The 20,378-nt window shown below is 73.2% G+C and carries 17 protein-coding genes; 10 read left to right on the top strand and 7 right to left on the bottom strand.

The features are described from left to right. Positions 1-6 precede the first annotated feature (6 nt). Positions 7-654, top strand: a complete 648-nt coding sequence (locus ACH4U8_RS32630) for a maleylpyruvate isomerase family mycothiol-dependent enzyme (RefSeq protein WP_360309056.1) — start codon at positions 7-9, stop codon at positions 652-654. A gap of 97 nt (positions 655-751) precedes the next feature. On the opposite strand, the gene ACH4U8_RS32635 is transcribed toward ACH4U8_RS32630, so the two are convergent. The 3 genes from ACH4U8_RS32635 to ACH4U8_RS32645 form a co-directional block, all read right to left on the bottom strand. Further along, entirely contained in the window at positions 752-1,474 is a 723-nt protein-coding gene (locus ACH4U8_RS32635) for a hypothetical protein (RefSeq protein WP_395782024.1), read from the bottom strand. Further along, positions 1,452-2,078 (bottom strand): TetR/AcrR family transcriptional regulator, encoded by a 627-nt coding sequence (locus ACH4U8_RS32640; RefSeq protein ID WP_360309052.1) that lies wholly within the window; start codon positions 2,076-2,078, stop codon positions 1,452-1,454. Before ACH4U8_RS32640 ends, ACH4U8_RS32635 begins: the two co-directional genes overlap by 23 nt. Before the next feature lie 117 nt (positions 2,079-2,195). Further along, the gene (locus ACH4U8_RS32645) at positions 2,196-2,636 is read right to left on the bottom strand and encodes a MerR family transcriptional regulator (RefSeq protein WP_395782026.1); all 441 of its coding nucleotides are present in this window, start codon (positions 2,634-2,636) and stop codon (positions 2,196-2,198) included. 87 nt (positions 2,637-2,723) lie between these two features. Here ACH4U8_RS32645 and ACH4U8_RS32650 point away from each other — a divergent pair, with 87 nt between their 5' ends. The 4 genes from ACH4U8_RS32650 to ACH4U8_RS32665 all read left to right on the top strand — a co-directional run bounded on the left by ACH4U8_RS32650 (position 2,724) and on the right by ACH4U8_RS32665 (position 7,009). Further along, positions 2,724-3,773: an aldo/keto reductase gene (locus tag ACH4U8_RS32650; RefSeq protein ID WP_360309048.1), complete on the top strand. Its 1,050-nt coding sequence runs from the start codon at positions 2,724-2,726 to the stop codon at positions 3,771-3,773. Positions 3,774-3,908: 135 nt separating this feature from the next. Continuing rightward, positions 3,909-5,009, top strand: coding sequence for an ABC transporter substrate-binding protein (locus ACH4U8_RS32655; protein ID WP_395782028.1), 1,101 nt, complete (start codon positions 3,909-3,911; stop codon positions 5,007-5,009). Between the two features lie 63 nt (positions 5,010-5,072). Next, complete coding sequence (locus ACH4U8_RS32660; protein ID WP_360309258.1) at positions 5,073-6,122, top strand: iron ABC transporter permease; 1,050 nt, start codon at positions 5,073-5,075, stop codon at positions 6,120-6,122. Continuing rightward, positions 6,119-7,009 carry an ABC transporter ATP-binding protein gene (locus ACH4U8_RS32665; RefSeq protein WP_360309044.1) on the top strand — a complete coding sequence of 297 codons (891 nt, stop codon included), beginning with the start codon at positions 6,119-6,121 and terminating at the stop codon, positions 7,007-7,009. Before ACH4U8_RS32660 ends, ACH4U8_RS32665 begins: the two co-directional genes overlap by 4 nt. Here ACH4U8_RS32665 and ACH4U8_RS32670 read toward each other — a convergent pair. Continuing rightward, positions 6,981-8,219 (bottom strand): cytochrome P450, encoded by a 1,239-nt coding sequence (locus ACH4U8_RS32670; protein WP_395782030.1) that lies wholly within the window; start codon positions 8,217-8,219, stop codon positions 6,981-6,983. The genes ACH4U8_RS32665 and ACH4U8_RS32670 overlap by 29 nt on opposite strands. 363 nt (positions 8,220-8,582) lie before the next feature. On the opposite strand from ACH4U8_RS32670, the gene ACH4U8_RS32675 reads away from it, so the two are divergent. Further along, the gene (locus ACH4U8_RS32675; protein ID WP_395782032.1) at positions 8,583-10,067 is read left to right on the top strand and encodes an acyl-CoA carboxylase subunit beta; all 1,485 of its coding nucleotides are present in this window, start codon (positions 8,583-8,585) and stop codon (positions 10,065-10,067) included. A gap of 815 nt (positions 10,068-10,882) precedes the next feature. After that, on the top strand, positions 10,883-11,401 hold the full coding sequence (locus ACH4U8_RS32680) for a CBS domain-containing protein (protein WP_360309038.1): 519 nt from the start codon (positions 10,883-10,885) through the stop codon (positions 11,399-11,401). 153 nt (positions 11,402-11,554) lie between these two features. Here the strand turns inward: ACH4U8_RS32680 and ACH4U8_RS32685 are convergent, their stop codons facing one another. The 3 genes from ACH4U8_RS32685 to ACH4U8_RS32695 form a co-directional block, all read right to left on the bottom strand. Further along, positions 11,555-14,476, bottom strand: coding sequence for a poly(A) polymerase (locus ACH4U8_RS32685; RefSeq protein ID WP_395782034.1), 2,922 nt, complete (start codon positions 14,474-14,476; stop codon positions 11,555-11,557). Then, on the bottom strand, positions 14,476-16,215 hold the full coding sequence (locus tag ACH4U8_RS32690; RefSeq protein WP_395782036.1) for an RNA ligase family protein: 1,740 nt from the start codon (positions 16,213-16,215) through the stop codon (positions 14,476-14,478). The genes ACH4U8_RS32685 and ACH4U8_RS32690 overlap by 1 nt, the downstream gene beginning before the upstream one ends. A 194-nt stretch (positions 16,216-16,409) precedes the next feature. Next, the gene (locus ACH4U8_RS32695; RefSeq protein ID WP_395782038.1) at positions 16,410-17,351 is read right to left on the bottom strand and encodes a D-alanyl-D-alanine carboxypeptidase family protein; all 942 of its coding nucleotides are present in this window, start codon (positions 17,349-17,351) and stop codon (positions 16,410-16,412) included. A gap of 121 nt (positions 17,352-17,472) precedes the next feature. On the opposite strand from ACH4U8_RS32695, the gene ACH4U8_RS32700 reads away from it, so the two are divergent. From ACH4U8_RS32700 to ACH4U8_RS32710, 3 genes are read left to right on the top strand one after another with little or no spacing between them, the layout of a single operon-like run. Continuing rightward, the gene (locus ACH4U8_RS32700) at positions 17,473-18,153 is read left to right on the top strand and encodes a response regulator transcription factor (RefSeq protein ID WP_360309030.1); all 681 of its coding nucleotides are present in this window, start codon (positions 17,473-17,475) and stop codon (positions 18,151-18,153) included. Beyond that, positions 18,150-19,631, top strand: a complete 1,482-nt coding sequence (locus ACH4U8_RS32705) for an ATP-binding protein (protein WP_395782040.1) — start codon at positions 18,150-18,152, stop codon at positions 19,629-19,631. Before ACH4U8_RS32700 ends, ACH4U8_RS32705 begins: the two co-directional genes overlap by 4 nt. Further along, positions 19,628-20,182: a hypothetical protein gene (locus ACH4U8_RS32710; RefSeq protein ID WP_395782042.1), complete on the top strand. Its 555-nt coding sequence runs from the start codon at positions 19,628-19,630 to the stop codon at positions 20,180-20,182. Before ACH4U8_RS32705 ends, ACH4U8_RS32710 begins: the two co-directional genes overlap by 4 nt. Positions 20,183-20,378: the final 196 nt, after the last annotated feature.

The raw sequence follows: 20,378 nt of genomic DNA on the forward strand, positions 1-20,378 counted from the left end.
ACCGACATGGACCGCGACCGGATCCTGGCGTGGGTACGAGCGGAACGACTGAGCCTCGCCGATCTGTTCGACGACCTCGACGAGCGGGAGTGGGCGACCCCCTCGCTCTGCGAGGCATGGACGATGCACGAATTGGCCGCGCATGTGACCACGTCGACGCGCACCACGTTGGCGGGCATGATCAAAGGTGCGATCCGGGCCCGGGGCGACTTCGAACGGTGGGGCGCCGACGAGGCTCGGGAACTGGCCGCCCGGTACACCCCGGCGGAACTCGTCGCGCAGATCCGGGAGACCGCGGGGTCGGCCCGCCGTGCGCCGCTGGCCGCGCCGTTGGACCCGCTCGTCGACGCGCTCGTGCACGGGCAGGACGTTGCGAGACCGCTCGGCCGCGAGCGGGCGATGCCCATCGAGCCGGCGCTCGCCGCCCTCGAACACGTGCTGCGCAGCCCGTTCTACGGCGCCCGCAAGCGTTTTCGGGGGATTCGGCTGGTGGCCACCGATGCGCGGTGGTCGGCGGGCCCGGGGCCGGACGAGGTCCGCGGTCCCACCGGCGACCTGCTCCTCCTGGCCACCGGCCGGCCGGCGGGCCTCGCCGCGTTGTCCGGGTCGGGCCGGGAGCGGGTCGCGGCGACGCTGCCGGGGGCGGCGCGGTAGGGGGTGGCCGTCGGGGGATCCGGCGGGTGGGGCCACTCGTCGGCGGCGCCGGGGAATCGGTGCTCGACGCGGTGACCGGGGCGAGGCGGGTCGACGGCTACGACTCGGCGGGGTCGCGCGGGCCGGGTCGGGGCGGGCGGTATTGCTGGGCTCCCTTGCGGTCGCGGACGGCGACGCCCAGCCGGCGCAGCCCGTCCAGCGCGTCCTCGGCCGCGCCGGCCCGCTTGTCGGTCAGGGCCCGCTTGCGTGCACGCAGCAGGGTGTGGGCGGCCTCGTCCAGATCGGTGGTGCCGTCGATCCAGACGGAGAACTCCGCTTCGCGCGGGTCGGTACTGCCGCGCCACGGGTAGTCGAAGCGGGCGAAGGCGTCCCGCAGGTGCCCGGTGGGCAGGTCGCTCGCGCGGACCCGGGCCAGTTCGCTTTTGTTCGGGTCGAGGGCGACCAGGTCCCGGCCGTCGGTGAAGATCGTGGCGATCCGGTCCCGGGGTATGTGCAGCCCCGAGCCGTCCCGGTGGATCGCCAGGTGGTCCGCGGCCACGGTCAGGACCGGGCTCTCCTGGCGAGCGGCCACGGCCGCCCAGGCGCCGAGGCCCGCGCCGAGCACGGTGCCGATCGGTACGGCCCAGCGGGTCGGCAGTTTCGCGGCCAGTCGCAGCGGGCCGGGCGCGGAGCCGACCAGGTCGATCAACCAGTCCACGAACGGTGCGACCGCGAACCCGGCGCCGAGGCCGAGCAGCGTGGCGCCGACCCCGATCAGCCAGAGCCACACCGACGGCATCCGGACCGTGACCGTCCGGTCATCGGCCGTTGTGTTGCCCATGGGGTTCCCCTGTCTCGTTCGGCGCGGGTGCCAGGTAGCGCGCGACGGTGCGGCGCAGTGCGGGTGTGGCGTCCCGATCGGGTGCGGCGCCCAGGTATACGGCGTCGACCACGGTCTGGATCCAGCCGGCCGCCTCGTTCGGGTCCAATGCCGGGTCGATCGTCCCGTCGGCGATGCCTCGGGCGATCAGGCCGGCCAGGCCGTCCCGGAGCACCGCCTCGGTCCGGGTGACCACGTCGACCAGCTCGGGATCCCGACCGACCTGGCGCAGCAGCTCCACGAGCAGGCCGGCCGCGCTCGGGTCGCGGGCGTCGGCGGCCAGCTCGGTGACGAGTTCGACGATCGCCTCGGTCGGGTGCTCGGCGCCGGCGAATCGGGCGACGCGTTCGTGGGACAGCGGCAGGTCCCGTTCGAACACGGCGCGGAACACCGCCCGCTTGTCCGGGAAGTAGTAGAAGACGCTCGCCGCGCTGAGCCCGGCGGCCCGGGCGATGTCCGCGACGGTCGTCGGCTCGAACCCCTGCTCCGCGAAGAGGCCGGCGGCGGCGAGCGTGATCGCTTCGCGCCGCTGGGCGGTGCGGTCGGGATCGACGGTGCGGGGCACTGCGGGCGGCCTCTCGATTCGATGACTGATCGGTCAATCGAAGAATAGCAGCCGGGTTCCGGCGGGGCGGGCGAGCCGGGCGGTTCGGGCGGGCCATCGCGTCATCTGGTCATCGAGTCACCTCACCTGGTCATCGGCTTCGACTTCGGCTTCGGCGTCGCTTTCGGTTTCGGGTTCGGTTTCGGCCAGGTAGTCCTCGTACACGCCCACCTTGTAGCCGATCAGGTCGAGGCACCGGTGGAGTTGGTCGATCTGGGCGGTTATCCGGGACCGGTGTTCGCGCAGGATGGCCAGGCGTTCGCGTTCGGTGCCGTCGCCGGCGCGGGCCAGTTCGGTGTAGTGCCGGATGGCGGGGATGGGCATGCCGGAGCCGCGCAGGATCACGCACATGTCGAGCCAGGCGATGTCGTGTTCGGCGTACACCCGGCGGCCGGCCCTGTTGCGGCGGACCGGATTGGCCAGGATGCCCTCGCGTTCGTAGAAGCGCAGGGTGTCGATGCTCAGGCCGGTGCGGGTGGCGACCTGGCCGATGGTCAGGTCCTCGGAGGTATCGGTCACGCGTCACAGGATGGGACTTGACCTGGAGTCGAGTCCAGCTCGTAGATTTCCGGTCGCCACACCCGTAAGCACCCAAGGAGCACGACCATGCGCTACCGCACTCTCGGCCGCACCGGCATCCGGGTCAGCGTGCAGGCCCTGGGCACGATGATGTTCGGGGCGGTCGGCAATCCCGACCACGACGACTGCGCCCGGATCGTGCACGCCGCGTTGGACCACGGGATCAACTTCGTCGACACGGCCGACATGTACTCGGCCGGCGAATCCGAGGAGATCGTCGGCAAGGCGCTCCGGGGCCGGCGCGACGACGTGATCCTGGCGACCAAGGTGCACTTCGCGATGGGGGAGGGGGTCAACCGGGGCGGCAACTCGCGGCGTTGGATCACCACGGCGGTCGAGGACAGCCTGCGGCGGCTGCGCACCGACCGGATCGACCTGTACCAGATCCATCGCCCGGACGAGTCGACCGACGTCGAGGAGACCCTTTCCGTACTGACCGACCTGGTGCGGCAGGGCAAGATCCGCGCGTTCGGCTGCTCGACCTTCCCGGCCGAGGACGTGGTCGAGGCCCATCACGTGGCCGAGCGTCGTGGCCTGCAACGCTTTCGCACCGAACAGCCGCCCTACTCGATCCTGGCCCGGGGCATCGAGGGCTCGTTGCTGCCGGTGTGCGAGCGCCTCGGCATGGGTGTGCTGACCTGGAGCCCGTTGGCGTCCGGGTTCCTCACCGGCAAGTACCGCAAGGGCGGCCCGATCGACCTGACCTCCGGTCGGGCCGGGCTCAACCCCGGGCGCTTCGACCCGGCCCTGCCGGTGAACGCGACCAAGCTCGACATCGTCGAGCAACTCGTCGCCCTGGCCGACGAGATCGGCTGCACGCTGCCCGAACTCGCGCTCGCCTTCCCGACCGCGCACCCGGCGGTGACCTCGGTCGTCATCGGGCCGCGCACGATGGACCAGTTGGCGGCGTCGGTGAAGGGCGCGACGCTCACCCTGGACGACGAGACGCTCGATCGCATCGACACGATCGTCGCGCCGGGTAGGAACGTCTACCATCCGGACGGCGCGTGGACCCACCCGGCCCTGGCCCGCACCGCGTTGCGCCGTCGCCCCCTCGCCGACCGTGCGGCCGGCTGAGGGCGCGCCGATCGGCGATGCCGGGGCCGGCGACGGGAAGTCGGCCTTCGGCGGGAACTTCGCTCGGGTGGTGGCCGACTGAGTGTCCGGGTTCGCGTTCGCGGGCGCCTGTCGGTACTTGTGGGGAGCGAAACTGTGCGGGGCAGCAAGGTGGGTGGCGTGGCCGCCGCGGTGGTTTTGTTCGCGACGGCCTGTGGAGGCGGTTCGACGGACACGGAGGACGCCGCCTCGGGGGCGACCGCGGCCGCGACGAAGCCGGGCGGTGGCGCGTCGGGTTTCCCGGTGAAGGTGACGGACTGCGCCGGTGCCGAGACGACCTTCACCGAGGCGCCGCGGAAGGTGGTCACCAGCAACGCCTCCGGCCTGGAGATGTTGTTCTGGCTCGGCGCCGGGGACCGGGTGATCGGCACCGGCTTCCCGCCCGGCAAGGGCACCATGCCGGCGCAGTTCTCGGCACAGGCCGACCGGGTCCGGGTGCTCGGCGACATGGTGATCCCCAAGGAGCAGTTGCTCGGTTCGGGCGCCGACCTCTACCTCGACACCTTCGCCGACATGGGCGGCATGGGCGCGATGGGTGCGGGGCCCTCGCCCAAGGAGTTCGCCGCCGCCGGCATCAAGCACATCTACCTCAAGTCCACCGCCTGCGCGCGCAAACGCCCGGGCCCGCAGCAGGACTTGGCCGAGGTCGAGGCCGACATCCGGGCCCTGGGCGCGGTCACCGGGACCTCCCCCAGGGCCGAACAACTCGTCGCCGGCATGGAGCAGACCCTCGGCTCGGTGCGCACCGCGCTCGCGGGTGTGCCGCAGGATCGGCGGCCGACGTACTTCTTCTTCGACTTCGACGCCGGTACCAAGCAGCCGATCGCGGTATGCGACAAACAGGTTGCCAACGCGGTGATCACCCAGGCCGGGGCACGCAACGTCTTCGCCGACTGCGCCGGCGACTTCAAGCCCGTCTCGTGGGAGGACGTGGTCGCCAGGAATCCGGACTGGATCCAGCTCGGTGTCCGGAACAAGGGCAGTGCCGAGGCCAACGCGAAGGCGTTCGACGACGCCGAACGATTCCTGCGCACGTTCGACGCGACCAAGGGCCTGAACGCGGTGCGGGACGGGAAGTTCGTCCGGATCGGCTCGGAGAGCACCACGATCGCCGGGGTCCGCAACGCCGAAACGGTGCAGCGGATCGCGAGCACGATCCACCCGGACCTGGTCCGACCCGCGCCGACCGCAGGGTAGGGGCCGGTGGTTTCGGTATTCGAGCGTCGGATCCGACGCGGGGCCGAGCCGGCGCCGGCGCCGGTGGCTCCCACCGACGGTGACCGGGGTCGTCCGGCGCGCACCGGGTGGGTGGTCGTCGTCCTGGCCGTGCTCCTGGTCGTCGCGTTGACCTCGGCCGTGTCGTTGGGGTCGGTGGACATCCCGATCGGCGAAGTGTGGTCGGTGGTCGGGCGACGGCTGACCGGCGAGTCGCCCGAACCCGGCACGCGCGACCTGATCGTCTGGCAACTCCGGCTGCCGCGAGCCCTGTTGGCCGCCGTCGTCGGCGCGGGACTGGGGCTGGTGGGCACCGCCGTCCAGGCGCTGGTGCGCAATCCGCTCGCCGACCCGTACCTGCTCGGCATCTCCTCCGGCGCCTCGCTCGGTGCGGTCGCGGTGATCGTGCTCGGGGCCGGCACCGGCGGGGTGCTCGGATACGGGCTGTCCGCCTCGGCGTTCGCCGGTGCGTTGGCGGCCTTCGCGTTGGTGTGGGCACTGGCTCGGCGCGGAGGCGGATTCTCCCCGCTGCGCCTGGTGCTGGCCGGGATCGGGGTGGGGCAATTCCTCTCCGGGTTCACCAGCTTCCTGGTGTTGCAGGCGGGCGACGAGCAGCAGACGCGCGGGGTGCTGTTCTGGCTGATGGGCAGCCTGAGCGGGGCCCAGTGGGAGCAACTGGCGCTGCCCACCGCCGCGGTGGCCCTCGGCCTGCTGGGTCTCCAGGCTCGGGCCCGGGCGCTCAACGCGCTGCTGATGGGCGACGAGACGGCGGCCGGACTGGGCGTGGACGTGGCCAGACTGCGCCGCGAACTGTTCGCGGTGACCAGCGTGTTGACCGGGGTGCTGGTCGCCGTTTCGGGAGCGATCGGCTTCGTCGGACTGATGGTGCCGCATGTCTGCCGGTTGTTGATCGGTGGCGATCACCGCCGACTGCTGCCGGTTTCGGCGTTGTTCGGCGCGGTGTTGCTGGTCGCGGTGGACACGCTGGCCCGCACGGCGGTCAGCACCCAGGAGTTGCCGATCGGCGTGGTCACCGCGGTGATCGGCGCGCCGGTGCTGCTGCTCCTGCTCGACCGACGGCTGGAGACGCGATGACGGGCGAGGGTGAACGGGAAGCCGCGGGCGAGAGCGCCGGGTTCGGTGGGCAGCGGAGCCGGATCACCGTGCAGGATCTGCACGTCACCCTCTCCGGCCGGGACATCCTGACCGGCGTCGGGTTGATCGCGGCCGGTGGTGAGATCACCGGGCTGGTCGGCCCCAACGGCAGCGGCAAGTCCACCCTGTTGCGCACGGTCTACCGGCACCTGAAGCCGCAGGCCGGGCGGGTCCTGCTCGGCGACCGGGACCTGCGGGCGATGACCCCCGCGGCGGCGGCCCGGCACGTGGCGGCGTTGCCGCAGGAGCGGGAGAACGACTTCGACTTCACCGTGCGCGAGGTGGTCGCGATGGGCCGTACGCCGTACCAGAAGGCGTTCGCGGGCGACAGCGCCGCCGACCGGGCGGCCGTGTTGATCGCCCTGGTGCAGGCCGGGGTGGAGGCGCACCAGGGCCGACGGTTCGCCACGCTCTCCGGGGGCGAGCGGCAACGGGTGCTGCTGGCACGGGCGTTGGCGCAGGAGCCGGACGTGCTGGTGCTGGACGAGCCGACCAACCACCTCGACGTGCGGCATCAGGTCGAACTCCTGGCCCTGTTGCGGGCCCAGGAGCGGACCACGTTGATCGCGCTGCACGACCTCAACGCGGCGGCCTCGGTGTGCGATCGGCTGCACGTGCTGCACGAGGGTGCGCTGCGGGCATCCGGGACGCCGCGTGAGGTGCTCACCCCGGAACTGCTCGCCGAGGTGTTCGGTATCCGGGCCGTGGTTCTCGATCACCCGCTCACCGGGGATCCGCTGATCGCGGTCGACCATCGGACACCGGCGTTGCCGCCGGCCCCCCGGACCCCGGTCGGGATCAGGTCGGCACCGCCGGCGTCGGGATGACGTCGAGGCGGGTCGGGCCGTTGACCACCAGTGAGGGGATCGGCGGGGGTGGTTGCTCGGGGTGGGCGAGGGCCAACCGCGGGAGGCGGTCGAGCAGGGTGGACACCGCGATGCGCGTCTCCAGCCGGGCCAGATGTGCCCCGAGGCAGAAGTGCGGACCGTAGCCGAAGGCGAGGTGTGCCTTGTCGGCGCGGGTGGGATCGAACGTGTCGGGCGCGTCGGGGTGCACCGCCGGGTCCCGCCCGGCGGCGGCGAAGGCGATGATGATCGGGTCGCCGCGACGGATCAGCACTCCCTCGCCCAGCTCGATGTCCTCCACCGCATAGCGCAACGGCAGGTACATGACCGGGCCTTCGAGCCGCAGCGTCTCCTCGATCACGTCGCTCCAGTCCAGGAGGCCCTCCCGAAGCCGAGCCAACTGCTCCGGATGGGACAGCAGTTCGGACAGGACGCTGGTGATCAGGTTGACCGAGGTCTCGTAGCCGGCGCCGAGCATCAGGAAGAGCGAGTCGATGAGTTGCTGCTCCGAGGACTGCTCCTCCTCGGCGACCGGGGCAAGCAGGTCACTGGTCAGGTCGGCGCCCGGGTGCTCCCGCTTGTACTTCATCAACTCGACAAGTCGGGCCTGGAGTTCGTGCTGACGTGCGATCGCCTCGGCGACCTCGATCCCGGTGTCCAGGATCGCGTCGATCGCGGTGCCCAGCCCGGCGCGCAATCCGTCCGGTACCCCGAACAGATCGCAGATGACGGTCATCGTCAGCGGCAGCGACAGGGCCCGGCGCACGTCGACGCTTTCGCCGGGCGGTATCGCAGCCAGCGCGTCGACCAGGCGATCCGCGGTCGCCTGGACCTGCGGGCGCATCGACTCCACCCGTCGGGGTGCGAAGGACGGCGCGACCCGGGCGCGCAGTCGGCGGTGTTCCGCGCCGTAGGTGTTCGCGAAGTTCTGTTGCAGTGCCACCGAGGCCAACGGCCAGCCTTCGGGCAGTTCGGCCAGTCCGGGCCAGTGCCGGCGGAAGTCGCGGGAGACCCGGGGGTCGGTGGTCAGTGCTTGGGCGACGTGGTACCGAGTGATCGACCAGGCCCGGACTCCTCCGGGGAGTTCGACCCAAACGGCCGGTCCCCGAGCGCGCAGCGCGGCCGCCTCGGCATGTCCGGCGCGGGCGGTGGGGTCGAGCACGGGGCATCGCCGAACGGGTTCCGTCGACATGCCGGGCTCCCTTCGAGGGGAACGTGCAAAGTGGTCGTCGTGCCCACGAGGCGCACGGTGCAGTCGTGTTCGCGAAACCGCGTCCGACGCCTGCGGGCGTCGCATGTCCTTCCCTTCTACGCCTGGTTCCGCACCCTGACAACACCGCCGAGGCAGGCGGTCGTCCGGGGAGCGGTCGGTGCGCCCGAACGTGCCTCGTGCCGAGGGTGAAAGGCCGCCGCAAGCGATAGTTAAGGTCGCGCCGCTTTAATGGCTGGAGCCTCGTGGCGGAACCGGCGCCGTCGGGGGGATCGGCGCTGCCCGGAGTCCGGGTCGTCGCGTCGATCCACGGCTGGGGAAACGGGCTGGGGAAACGGGGAAGCCATGACGACCACTGCCACCACCGGACTTCCGGAGCAACGCGAGGCCGTAACGACGCGGGCGCAACCGCCGGGGTCGGCGTCGGCAGCGGACCCGGCCGACGCGCGCGATCCGCGACTACGGTTGGGTCGGCTGCTCGACGAGGACGGGGTGCGGGCCCTGCCGGGGGAGGATCCGGCGGGCGTCTACGCGGTGTCCGGTCGCATCGACGGCGTCCGGGTGATCGCGTACTGCACCGACGCGACGGTGATGGGCGGTGCGCTCGGCTGGGCCGGCGCCGAGCGCATCTCGCAGGCGGTGGACACCGCGGTGCGCGAGCGCTGCCCGGTGATCGGTCTGTGGCATTCCGGCGGCGCCAAGCTCGCCGACGGGGTGGAGTCGATGGACGGCGTGGGCCGGATGTTCGCGGCGATGACCCGTGCCTCGGGTCGGGTTCCGCAGATCTCGGTGGTGCTCGGGCCGGCCGCGGGCGCCGCGGCGTACGGTCCCGCGCTGACCGACATCGTGGTGATGGCGCCCGCCGGCCGGATGTTCGTGACCGGCCCGGACGTGGTGCGCAGCGTCACCGGCGAGGAGATCGACATGGCGGGCCTGGGCGGCCCGGAGGCACACGCCAGACAGTCGGGCGTGGCCCATGTGACCACCGGTTCCGAGCCGGAGGCGTACGTCCACGCGCGTCGACTGGCCGGCTTCTTCGCCCGGCCCGGCCGGTTCGACCCGGACGCCGCGCGCGGCCGTACCGAGGACCTGCGGGCGCTGCTGCCCGAGTCGGCGCGCCGCGCCTACGACGTCCGCCCGTTGGTGTACGCGATCGTGGACGGATCGGGTCCGGCGGACTTCGCGGAACTCCAGTCGCACTGGGCGCCGAATATCGTGGTCGGCCTCGGACGGCTGGCCGGGCGCAGTGTCGGTGTGATCGCCAACAACCCGTTGCGCAAAGGCGGTTGCCTGGACTCGTTGTCGGCGGAGAAGGCGTCGCGGTTCGTTCGCATGTGTGACGCCTTCGGGGTCCCGCTGGTGGTGCTCGTGGACGTGCCCGGCTATCTGCCCGGGGTGGGCCAGGAGTGGGGCGGGGTGATCCGGCGCGGTGCCAAGCTGCTGCACGCGTTCGCCGAGGCCGAGGTGCCCCGGGTCACCGTGGTCACCCGCAAGTCGTACGGCGGCGCCTACATCGCGATGAACTCCCGTTCCCTGGGCGCCACCGCCGTGTTCGCCTGGCCGGAGGCCGAGGTCGCGGTGATGGGCGCGGAGGCGGCGGTGGGCGTCCTGCACCGCAAGCGACTCGCCGCCGTGGACGGTGCGGCGCGCGAGGAACTCCTGGCCGGACTGGTCGCCGAGCACGAGCGCATCTCCGGCGGCGTCGGCCGGGCCCTGGACTTCGGTGTGGTGGACGCCGTGATCGAACCCAGGGACACCGTGGAGCGGGTCGTCGCGGTACTGTCCGGCGCACCGGCCGGCCGCGGTCGACACGGCAACATCCCCCTTTGAGCCATCCTTCCCCACCCGGTGGCGCCGTCCCCCCGTGCGGCGCCACCGGGTCCTTCCCGCCGGTCGGCGGGACCACGTCCGGCCGCCGCGCGCAGACCCGTTGCGGCCTCGGCCGAGCCCGGTCGCCGAGCGACCTCGGGGTCGGTCGAGGCGGGCCGATTGTCGCCGAGCCCGTGTTTCGGGCCGCCGGCGACAGCGCCGTGCGCGCAGCGAGCGGGACCGTCCCCGGCATCGTCCGGGGCCCGATGTCGCGCCGGGCGCGGAGCGCCCGCGCCGGCCCTCGCGGTGGAACTCGGCCGGGGAGCAGTCCCTTCGGCCGCCGGCGCGTTCGACTCGTCGATCGCGGAGCAACGGCGCGAAGCCCGCGCCGCCGGCAACTCGGCGATTTCCGGTGCGCGTTGCTCGCCCCTGATCGGCGGCCGGTCGCGGGCGCGCCGCTCGGTGACGAGTGCGCGTGGCCGCCGGACCCCGGGTTCGCCGTCGTGACCGCACGGGACGCGGTCGCCGGGTTTCGACGGCATCGCGGTGTTCCGGGGCGCGACTTCGTGATCCTTCCGCGGGCCGTGCACGACGCGTTCGGGCCGGTCCCGACCTCGGCTCGGTGCCCTCGGCCGGCTTCGCCGCGGCGGTCCCGCGCCGTACGCCGGTGTTCCCGCGCGGGATTCGTGCCGGCCGGCGCAGACGAAAGGGCCGGTTCCTGAGGGGGAACCCTCGCCACACTTGTCGAGGCGGGTGCGACAAGGTGAGGGAATCGAATCCACGACCGTGGGGAGGCGCCCGAATGGCATCGACCGTCGACGCTGAAGGAGTTCGTGATGCGCGCACGTGATCTGGTGGCCGAGTATCCGATGGTCACCCTCGACAGCGACGCTCTGGACGCGGCCCGACTGGTAGCCGCGCAACGTCAGACCGGGGTACTGGTGCTGGATGCCGGCGGTGAACCGTTCGCGGTTCTACCCGCGTCGTCCCTGGTCGCCCTGTTGGCGAGCCGGGTGATCGATGATCCGGAGCCGGACGGGGTGTTCGACCAACCGTGTGTCTGCCGAACACACCGGGCCCTGGCCGGGCGTACCGTGCGCGACTGCCTGCGGCACGAGAAGACGCTGCCCTCGGTCGCCGACTCGGAGGACACCGTCCTGGAGATCGCCGCGTTGATGGCCCGCGATCGCAGTCGTCTGGTGGCGGTGATCGAGTATCCGAAGGGACGCGCGATCAGCGGAGCCGGACCGCGTGTGTTGGGTGTGATCACCGACTCCCGTCTGCTGGAGCAATTGCTCGGCAGGACCCGGTCGACCGACCCGAACGGGCGAAGCCCGTCGGCACCCACGACCTGATCGTGTGCCCGGCGGGGCGGGCACCCCGCCGGGCCTCGGGGCGGAACGACGGCCGTACGGACGGCGGATGGGTCGACCCGGCCACGCCGGTTCCACGACGCCGGATCGTGCACGTCGCACGGAATGCACGTGGCGGGCGAGCGGGCGCCCGGGTCAGCACAGCGTCGGCACGGCGCCGCCCTCGACCCGGGTCGCCTCGACGCCGGGCAGGCCCCGGCACCACCGGGTGGTGATCTCGGCGAGCGTGTCCGCGTCGGGTGGGCCGGCGCCCAGGCCGATCGCGAGGTGTGTGCGCGATCCGGCTTCGAAGGTGCGGGGCCACACGTGGGCGTCGGCGACACCGGCCTCGTGCAGTGCGGTGAGCAGGGCGCGGACGCGGCCGCGCAGCCGGCCGGTGGTGGCGGCGAACTCGTCGGCGGGGGCCGGGAGCACGGTCACCAACAACCAGGCCGCGTGGCGGCGGTGCAGCGGGGGTGGTTCGAGCAACGTCGGCCACGGATCGCCGTGTTCGGTCGGGATCGAGGGTGCGGCCGGGTCGATGGTCGCGGTCGAGGTGGTCGACTCCCAGGCGCGGTACAGCTCGTCGACCAGCAGGTCGCGTCCGCCGGGGGTGACCTGCGTGGTGCACGAGCGCACCGGGCGGGTCGGGGTCAGGATCGACACCGGCGCGCCGGCCGGCGAGTGCGGGCCTTTGGTGTCCTCGTGCAGGGACACCGGCTCGCGCCAGTCCCACGCGGCCCAGGTGGCGAAGAAGTGCGCCGACAGGTCGTCGCCGGCCAGACCTGCGGCCTCGCGCGTGGTCCGGGCGGCGAGTATCGACCAGGCCAGACCCGGCAGTCCGCCGAACGGCGCCGCGTCCAGGCCCCGGGCCCGCGCCCACGCCTTGACCCGTCGGGCCAGGTCGGCGAACCGTTCGTGGTCCGCGCCCACCGCGCGCCGGATCGCGTCCGCGTCGGTGATCGCGCTCAAGGTGATCGCGGCCGGCTCGGCCAACTCGGCGCGCCGGGCCGGGGCGTCGACCGGCTCGATGTCGCCGGTGGCCACCAGGGCCAGGTCCACGGCCGACCCGTCCACCCGCAACCGCAGTCCCGGCACGCGCGCCCCGATCACCGGCCGGACGGCGCTCGCCTCGGGCAGGGCCGCCGCGATGCGCTCGGCGAGGTCGGCGAGGTCGACGGTGAAGCCGGGCAGGGCCGCCACCAGGTCGATGTCGGCCTCCGGCAGCGCACACCCCATCCGCCGCGAGCCGACCGGCGACACGACGACGCCCTGGCCCAACGCCACGGCAACGCACCGAGTGATCCGCCTCGTCCGGTCGTCCGGGTCCGGTCCGTCACCCGAAGGCGTCGGAGCCTCGCGGGTGCGTCCGACGTCGAGACCCGGCCGTACCGCGTCGGACGACCACCGCAGTTCGCCCGTGCCCAGGGTGATCGTGGCCCGCACCCGCATCGGCTCGTCGCCCCGGCGGGAGAGCAGCACCAACTCGCCCACGCGCGCCGACATCGGCTCCAGCCGGCTCGCGCACTCGGCGGCCACCCGCTGGGGGTCGGCGCTGCGGCCCAGGGTCAGGTGCGGGGTGAAGCCGTCCGCGCGGCCCGGGCAGCGTGGGAAGCGCGCCGCGAAGGCGTCCCGCAGCAGCGACCACGGCGATTCGTCGGCCGCCGCCGGATCGAGCCACACGGTGGCGTCCTCGCGGTGGCCGAAGGTGTGTACGCCGTCCAGACGTGCGGTGAACGGCGCCACTGCGGCCGCCGCCGCCGAGAGCAGGGGCGCGGCCCGTTCGAAGTCGGCTTCCGGGACGAAGCCGAACAGCACGTTGACGTGCGGCGGCCAGCGGTCCACCTGCGGATCGTGCGTGTCACGGAGCCGCTGGAGCACGGGCCACAACCGTCGCGGCGGCAACCAGGCCAGCGCGGTGCGCGCGGTCGACGCGACGTCCAGGACATCGCCGGTCGGCGGGCCGGCCGGCACCAGGTCCGCCCGGACCCCGAAGTGGTCGGAGGCGTAGAGGCCGTCGGGCGTGGGCGCGTCCCCGTAGCGCACCGCCGCCTCCGCGCTCCACCCGCCGGTGCGCAGCAGAACCCGGTCCAGCCGGGCGGCGCGGCCGGTGCGCGAGCCGATCGCGGCCAGCGGATTGACGCCCGGATCGAAGGTGGGGGTGTCGTCGTCGGCGCCGTGCACCCGCGTCCACACATCCGCCAGGCCCAGCACGTCGGCCGGCCCGGCGGTGCCGTCGTTGAAGTCGCCGACCACCACCAGATCGCCCGGTACCCGGGCGAAACCGTCGGCCAGCGCGGCCAGTTCGACCCGGCGCCGGCCCGGACCGTCCTGCGCGTGGTCGCTGGTGAGGTGGGTGACCGCGACCACGAGCGGCTCGGCCGGGCCGGCGACGGTGATCGCGGCCACCGCCTTGTACCGGCCCAACGCATGCCGCCCGGACTCGCGCACCGGCAGCCTGCTCAGCAACAACAGCCCACTGTCCGGCACGTCCCGACCGTTCGGATCGGTGTCCATCGTGTACGCGGCGCGCACCCACGGCTCGGCCGCCAACAGCGCGACCAGGTCCGCCTCGACCTCCTGGAGCGCGATCACATCGGCGTCGGCCCTCGCGAGCGCGGCCAGCAACAGCGGTCGACGGCGCGCGGTTCGGATCCGGTCGGCGTCGTAGCGATCCCACAGCGTGTTCCAGGTCAGCACCCGGATCCGGGTGGTCGCCGGTGCGTCGATCCGGCCCCGGTCGGGCGTGCCCGCGGGTCGCCAGTCGGCGAGCACCGGGTCGAACGTGTGCGGTCGGCGCGCGGTGAAGAACGGCGTGGGCAACCGGTGGGCTTCCCGCACCCGGCCGGCGGCGCACGTGTCGATCCGGTCCACCCGGCCGGCTCGATCCCACACCACCTCGTCGTCCGCCTCGATCCGCAACACCCGATGCCAGGGAATCTCGCCGCCCGGCACGAACGCGGGCAGCGGGACACGCTTGGGCTCCGCGCCGCGCCGGTGGACCGCGAGTACGAACCGCGCGGGATCGAACCGGGGGTCCCAGCGCACCCGGTGGTAGATCTCCTCGCTCGTGCGCATCACGCGTCCTCCGCGTCCAGCGAGCCGGCGACGTCCTCGACCGTGCCGCCCGCGCCGATGTACCAGGTCCGGTGTGCCTGCCCGGGGTAGGGCGGTGCGAACCGCCGCTGTTGCGCGGCGCGTACGGTGGCCGGCACCGGGTGTTCGCGTACGGCGTTGCGTCGTTCCGACTCGTCCTCGCCGATCGGCAACACGGCGTGGGTGATCAGCGCGTCGCGGCCCTGGGCGACGGCGTGCACGGGCGCACGCTGCCGGGCGTTGAGCGAGGTGGCGTCCCACACCACCGTGCCGCCGGCCGCCAGTGCGGTGTCGAGTCGATGCAACGCCTCGCGCAGCACCTCGCCGTCGGCCGAGCGGTCCACCCGGGCGCCGCGCGCCGCGCGCAGGTCGTCCAGGCCGATCCGGTGGGCCACATCCGGCAGTTCGCGGGAGAAGGTGCTCTTCCCGCTGCCCGAGCAGCCGATCAGGTGGATCAGCCGAGGAAAGTCGCCGCGCCATCGGGTCCGCGCGACCTCGGGCGGCATCGACCAGCCCTTGGCGTGTGCCTCGCGCAGTTGCGCCCAACAGCGGTCGGCCGTCGCCGAGTCCAGGTCGGCGAACGCCTCCCGGGCCCGGGCGCGCAGCGGCGCCAGCGGGGCCTCCCCGAACAGGTCCGCGTCCGCGGCGACCAGCGCCGACCACTCCACCTGCTCGCGTTCCTCGTCGGCTTCGGCGCCGGTACGCCCGACCAGTGCGGCGGCGGCCACCGCGTGCAGTACGCCCAGATCGGCGGCGACCGCCAACCGGGCCAGCCCACGCGGGCGTTCGTGATCGGGGAAGGGGCGGCGCAGGTGCCGGTGCAAGCCGACCAGGTCCGCGACGCGGCGCGCCAGCGGCAGGCCGAGGGCCGACCCGAGTCGGGGCAGCAGCGTCCCGCGATGCTCGGCGTGCAGCGCGGCGGCGAGCACCCCGGCCAACCGGGCGTCCCCGGTGCGGCCCAGCACGTCCAGCCGCGCGCCCGCGTCGGCGACCACGTCGGGCTCGGCGGCCCATCCTCCGCCCGGGCCCGGACCCGGGCCCAGCGCCGCGAACAGCGCGGACAGGTCCGCAGGAGCGCCCGAACGCACCGCCCACAGCGCCGCGTCGGGCCCCAGACCGTTCGCGACCACCTCGGCATGCATCCAGTGCGTGTCGGTCCGCACATGCCCGCGCCGCACCCACTTGGCCACTCGCCGGCCGAAGTCCGCGCGCTCGAAGCCCTCGACCGAGCGGACCACGAAGCCCTCCCGGCGAGCGGGGTCGAGCCGGATCGCGCGCAGCGCCCGCTCGTCGAAGACTCCGCGCCACAACACCGGCGGCGTCGGCACGCCCAACCGGCGCAGGAAGCGGGTGCTCTCGTCCCAGTCCAGGCAACGATCGCCGGTCCAGACCGAGAATCCGTAGAACCAACTCGCCAGCGCGTCATAGCCGATCGAGTGCCGGGCGTACATGTTCTCGCCGCAGATCCGCCACCCGGGCGGGATCCGGGCGCCGATCCGGCCCTGCAGCGCCTTGACCCAGGTGCGCGACGGGTGGTGGGCGGAGTCGAGTGAGCGGGCGTGCAGTCCGTCCGGGTACAACGTGGTGTTCTCGCCGTCGAGCTTCTCGGTGACCACCACTTCGCGGCCGCGCAGTCCGGACAGGTCCCCGGCTCGCACGTCGTCGGCACCGGCTCCCGGCGACCACGGCACGTGCGGCGTGCGGGGATAGTGCGTACGCATCTCCACTCCCCGCTCGCCGGCCGGTGCTCCGGGCCCGATCGCGGGCCGACTCCCCGGTCACTGTAGGAGCCGACCGGGCACCGGGCCATCGAATATCGCCTGCCGAGCGGATGCCGCGCCGCCTTCGTGGCCTGTGACGGAGCCGGGTCGGGCGGCTGATTTGCATAGTGCCGACCGGTCGAGGTGCCGACCGGTTACGACGTGCCGACCGAGCGGATCAGGGTTTCGCTCGCGTTGATCGCGGCGGCGGCGCTGCTGCCCTTGCGCTGGGCCATGACGGCGGCGACCACCAGTTGTGGCCGGCCGTCGATCCGGCGTTCGGCGGCGAAGACGAGGTTGCCGCCGGCCGGGGTGGTGAAGCCGGTCTTGCCCGCGAGTACCCCCTCGCGGCCGAGCAGGGTGTTGCTGTTGGCCTTGGTGACCTGCGTCGAGTCGGTGTAGCTGCGGACGCCGGCGACCGCGGCGAAGGCCGGGTCGCGCATCGCGACGGTGAACAGCCTGACCTGATCGGCCGCGGTGCTCACGGTGGCCCGGTCGAAGCCGCTGGGATCGGTGTAGGTGGTGTCGCGCATGCCCAGCTCCTTGGCGGTGCGGTTCATCCGGGCGACGAAGGTCGCCTCGTCGCCGTCCACCCAGCGGGCGATCTCGTGGGCGATGTTGCTCGCCGAGACGGCCATCAGCGCCTCCAGGGCCCGACGCTCGGTGAAGGGCTCGCCCGGTCGGACCGGGGTCAGGCTCTCGAACCGGCGCAGCCGCTCCGGGTACCGGTTGGCCTCCTCGGCCGAGACGGTGAACGTGGGCCCCGCCGCGCCGGCCGCGAGGGGCTTGCTCTTGAGGAACACGTAGGCGGTCATCACCTTGGCCAGGCTCGCGGTCGGCGTCGGCTTCGCGGCGCCGGAGGCGACCGGCTCCCGCGCCCCCTCCACCGCTACGGCCGCCTGGCCGTCCTTGGGCCAGGCGGGGGCGAGCGCGCCGAGTGTTTCGGGTCCGACCGAGACCGTGGACACCGACACCGGGGCGGTCCGGCCGGTCTCGCCCGCGCAGCCGGCGACGAGCGCCAGCAGCGCGGCTACGGTGAGCATGATCGGCTTCGACGATCGACGGCGGCGGGCGGGAAGCACAGTGTGTGTGGTCATGGCCTGACCATGGCGACCGAGGATGACCGCGATCGGCCCGCAAGAAGACCGTTCTGTCACAACCGGGCCGATCGTTTGCCCGAAGCGCGTTCGGGGCCGGCCGCTGATCGATACTGAGGCAATGGTTCGTGTGCTCCTGATCGAAGACGACCCCGCCGTGGCCGAGGGCCTGGCGATCGGCCTGCGCCGGCAAGGCCACGCCACCGAGGTGCGGCACACCGGCGAGGAGGGCCTCGCGGGAGTGGCCGGGTTCGCTCCCGACCTGGTCGTACTGGACCTGATGTTGCCCGGTATCGACGGCTTCGAGGTGTGCCGGCGCATCCGTCGGGTCGGCACCCTGCCGGTGATCATGCTCACCGCGCGCAACGACGACATGGACATCGTGCTGGGCCTGGAGGCGGGCGCCGACGACTACGTGGTCAAGCCGGTGCAGGCACGGGTCCTGGAGGCCCGGATCCGGGCGGTGTTGCGGCGCACCGAGTCGGCCGCCCCGGCCGGGCGCCGCGAGGTACACGGCGAGCTGACCCTGGATCGCACCGCGCTCACCGTGCTCAAGGCCGGCCGGCCGATCGCCCTCGCGCCCTCCGAACTGCGGTTGTTGCTCGCCCTGTCGGCCTCGCCGGGCCAGGTGTTCAGCCGGGGCCAGTTGTTGGAGTCGGTGTGGGAGCACCCCTATCTGGGGGACAGCCGACTGGTCGACGCGTGCGTCAAGCGCCTGCGGATCAAGATCGAGGAACCGGATCGGCCGGCCCGCTACATCCAGACCGTGCGCGGCTTCGGCTACCGGTTCGGCCCGCTGTGACCGGGCCGCTCGGCCGGCTGCGCGGGCTGCGTGGGTTGCGGGTGCGGCTGGCCTCGGCCTGCCTGCTCGTCGCCGCGTTCGCCGCGCTCGCCACCGCCGCGCTGACCTACCGGGAGGCGCGGACCGCGATGTTGCAACGCGCCCAGGACTCGGTGGTCGGGTCGGTGCGCGACCGGGTCGAGGCGGTCGCGCCGTCGGTGCCGTTCCCGCCGGACCGGGCCGCGCTGGAGCGGATCGTGGCGCTCGTGGACACGCGGGGCAACACCGACCACTGGATCGTCGCGGCCGCCTATCGGGACCAGTGGGTGACCAGCGACCGCATGCTGGGCCCCGACGCGGTGCCGGAGGAACTGCGCTATCACGTCACCGAGCGGGTCAACACCGCGTTCCAGCGGATCGACCGCAAGGGCGTGATCTGGCTCGCCGTCGGAGTGCCGATCACCTTCGCCAAACCGATGTGGGGAGTTCCGTCCGGAGTATCGGTCTACGTGTTCACCCCGATGCGCGCGCAGATCGAGGAGGAGGCGGCGCTGGTCCGGGCCGCGCGCAACGGCGCGATCCCGGCGGTGTTGCTCGCCCTGGTCCTGGCACTCGTGGTGGCCGGTGGGGTGTTGCGCCCGGTCCGGGCCCTGCAACGGGCCACCCGCCGGCTCGCCCAGGGCCGCCTGGACACCCGGCTGGAGGTCAAGGGCGGGGACGAACTCGCGGAACTGGCGAAGGACTTCAACCACACGGCGGCGGCCCTGGAACAGAACGAGGCGCGACTGCGCACGATGGAGGCCCGGGCCCGCGGTTTCGCGGCCGACGTCTCGCACGAATTGCGCACCCCGCTCGCGGCGATGGCCGCGGTGATCGACGTGCTGGACGAGGACGCCGCCGCCGAGCACCTGGATCCGGACACCGCCGCCGCACTGCGACTGGTCTCCACCGAGACCGGCAAACTCACCCGACTGGTCGACGACCTGATGGAGATCTCGCGTTTCGACGCGGGCGCCGCCGCGCTGCACGTGGACGAATTCGACATGGCCGAGGCGGTCCGCCGCTGCCTGGCCGGCCGGGCCTGGTCCCAGGCGGTGATCACCGACCTGCCGGCGGGAATCCGGGCCGAGGTCGACCCCCGGCGTTTCGACGTGGTGGTGGCCAACCTGGTGGGCAACGCGCTGCGGCACGGCGCGCCGCCGGTCGAGGTGAGCCTGCGCAGCGAGCGGCGGGCGGACGGCCAGTGGATCGTGCTGCGGGTCGCCGACCGGGGCCCGGGCCTGGCCGCCGACACCCTGGACCGGGTCTTCGAGCGCTTCTTCAAGGCCGATTCGGCCCGGGCCCGCTCGGCGGGCAGCGGTCTGGGCATGGCGATCACGCTGGAGAACGTGCGACTGCACGACGGACGCATCCGGGCGGCGAACCGATCCGACGGGGGCGCGGTGTTCACCGTCGAACTGCCCCGGTACGCCCGGACCCGAATCGCGGAGGACGGATGAAGACGGCTCGCAACGGTGTCGTGGCAGGACGCACCGCGGCGGCCCGGTGTCGGCGCTCGCTCGCGGCGCTGGCGCTGCTCGGGGTCGGCGCCGGCTGCGGCATTCCCACCACCAGCGCGGTGGACGCCGGGATGCCCGCCGAGGGCATCGTCTCGCCCGCTCCGGCGGGGCAACCCGGCAGCCTGTACGTCTACCTGATCGTCGACCACCGCATCCGGCCCGCGCTGCGCACCTCGATCACCGGTGTCACCCCGCTGGCCGCGATCAATCTGCTGCTGGCGGGGCCGAGTTGGGAGGAGGCCCGGGCCCAGGTGACCAGCGCCGTCCCGGTGACCGCCGGCCCGGCGCGGGTGAGTCTCCAGGACGCCACCATCCGGATCGACCTCGCGGGTACCGCTCCGCTGACCGCGCTCGCCCTGGAGCAACTGGTGTGCACCGCCGCGATGTCGGCCAAGCGCGACGCGGCGACCGGGACGCAGCCGGCGGTTTCGGTGAGCACGCCCATCCAGCGGGTGGACAACCAGTTCTGCCCCAACCCGACCGTGAACTGAAGCCGCTCGGCGGCGGATCCGCGAACCGGCGGTCGAGGTCGACCGGGGGTGGAACGGAGGCCTCGGGCCGGGTAGGGGCCGTGGGCAGGGGATCGGCGATCCCGGCCGGGTAGGGGCCGCGGCCAGGGGAAAGGCGACCCCGGCCGGGTAGGGGCCGCAGGCGGGGGAAAGGCGACCCCAGCCGGGTAGGGGCGGT

Source organism: Embleya sp. NPDC020886 (genome assembly GCF_044333915.1).
GTDB lineage: Bacteria > Actinomycetota > Actinomycetes > Streptomycetales > Streptomycetaceae > Embleya.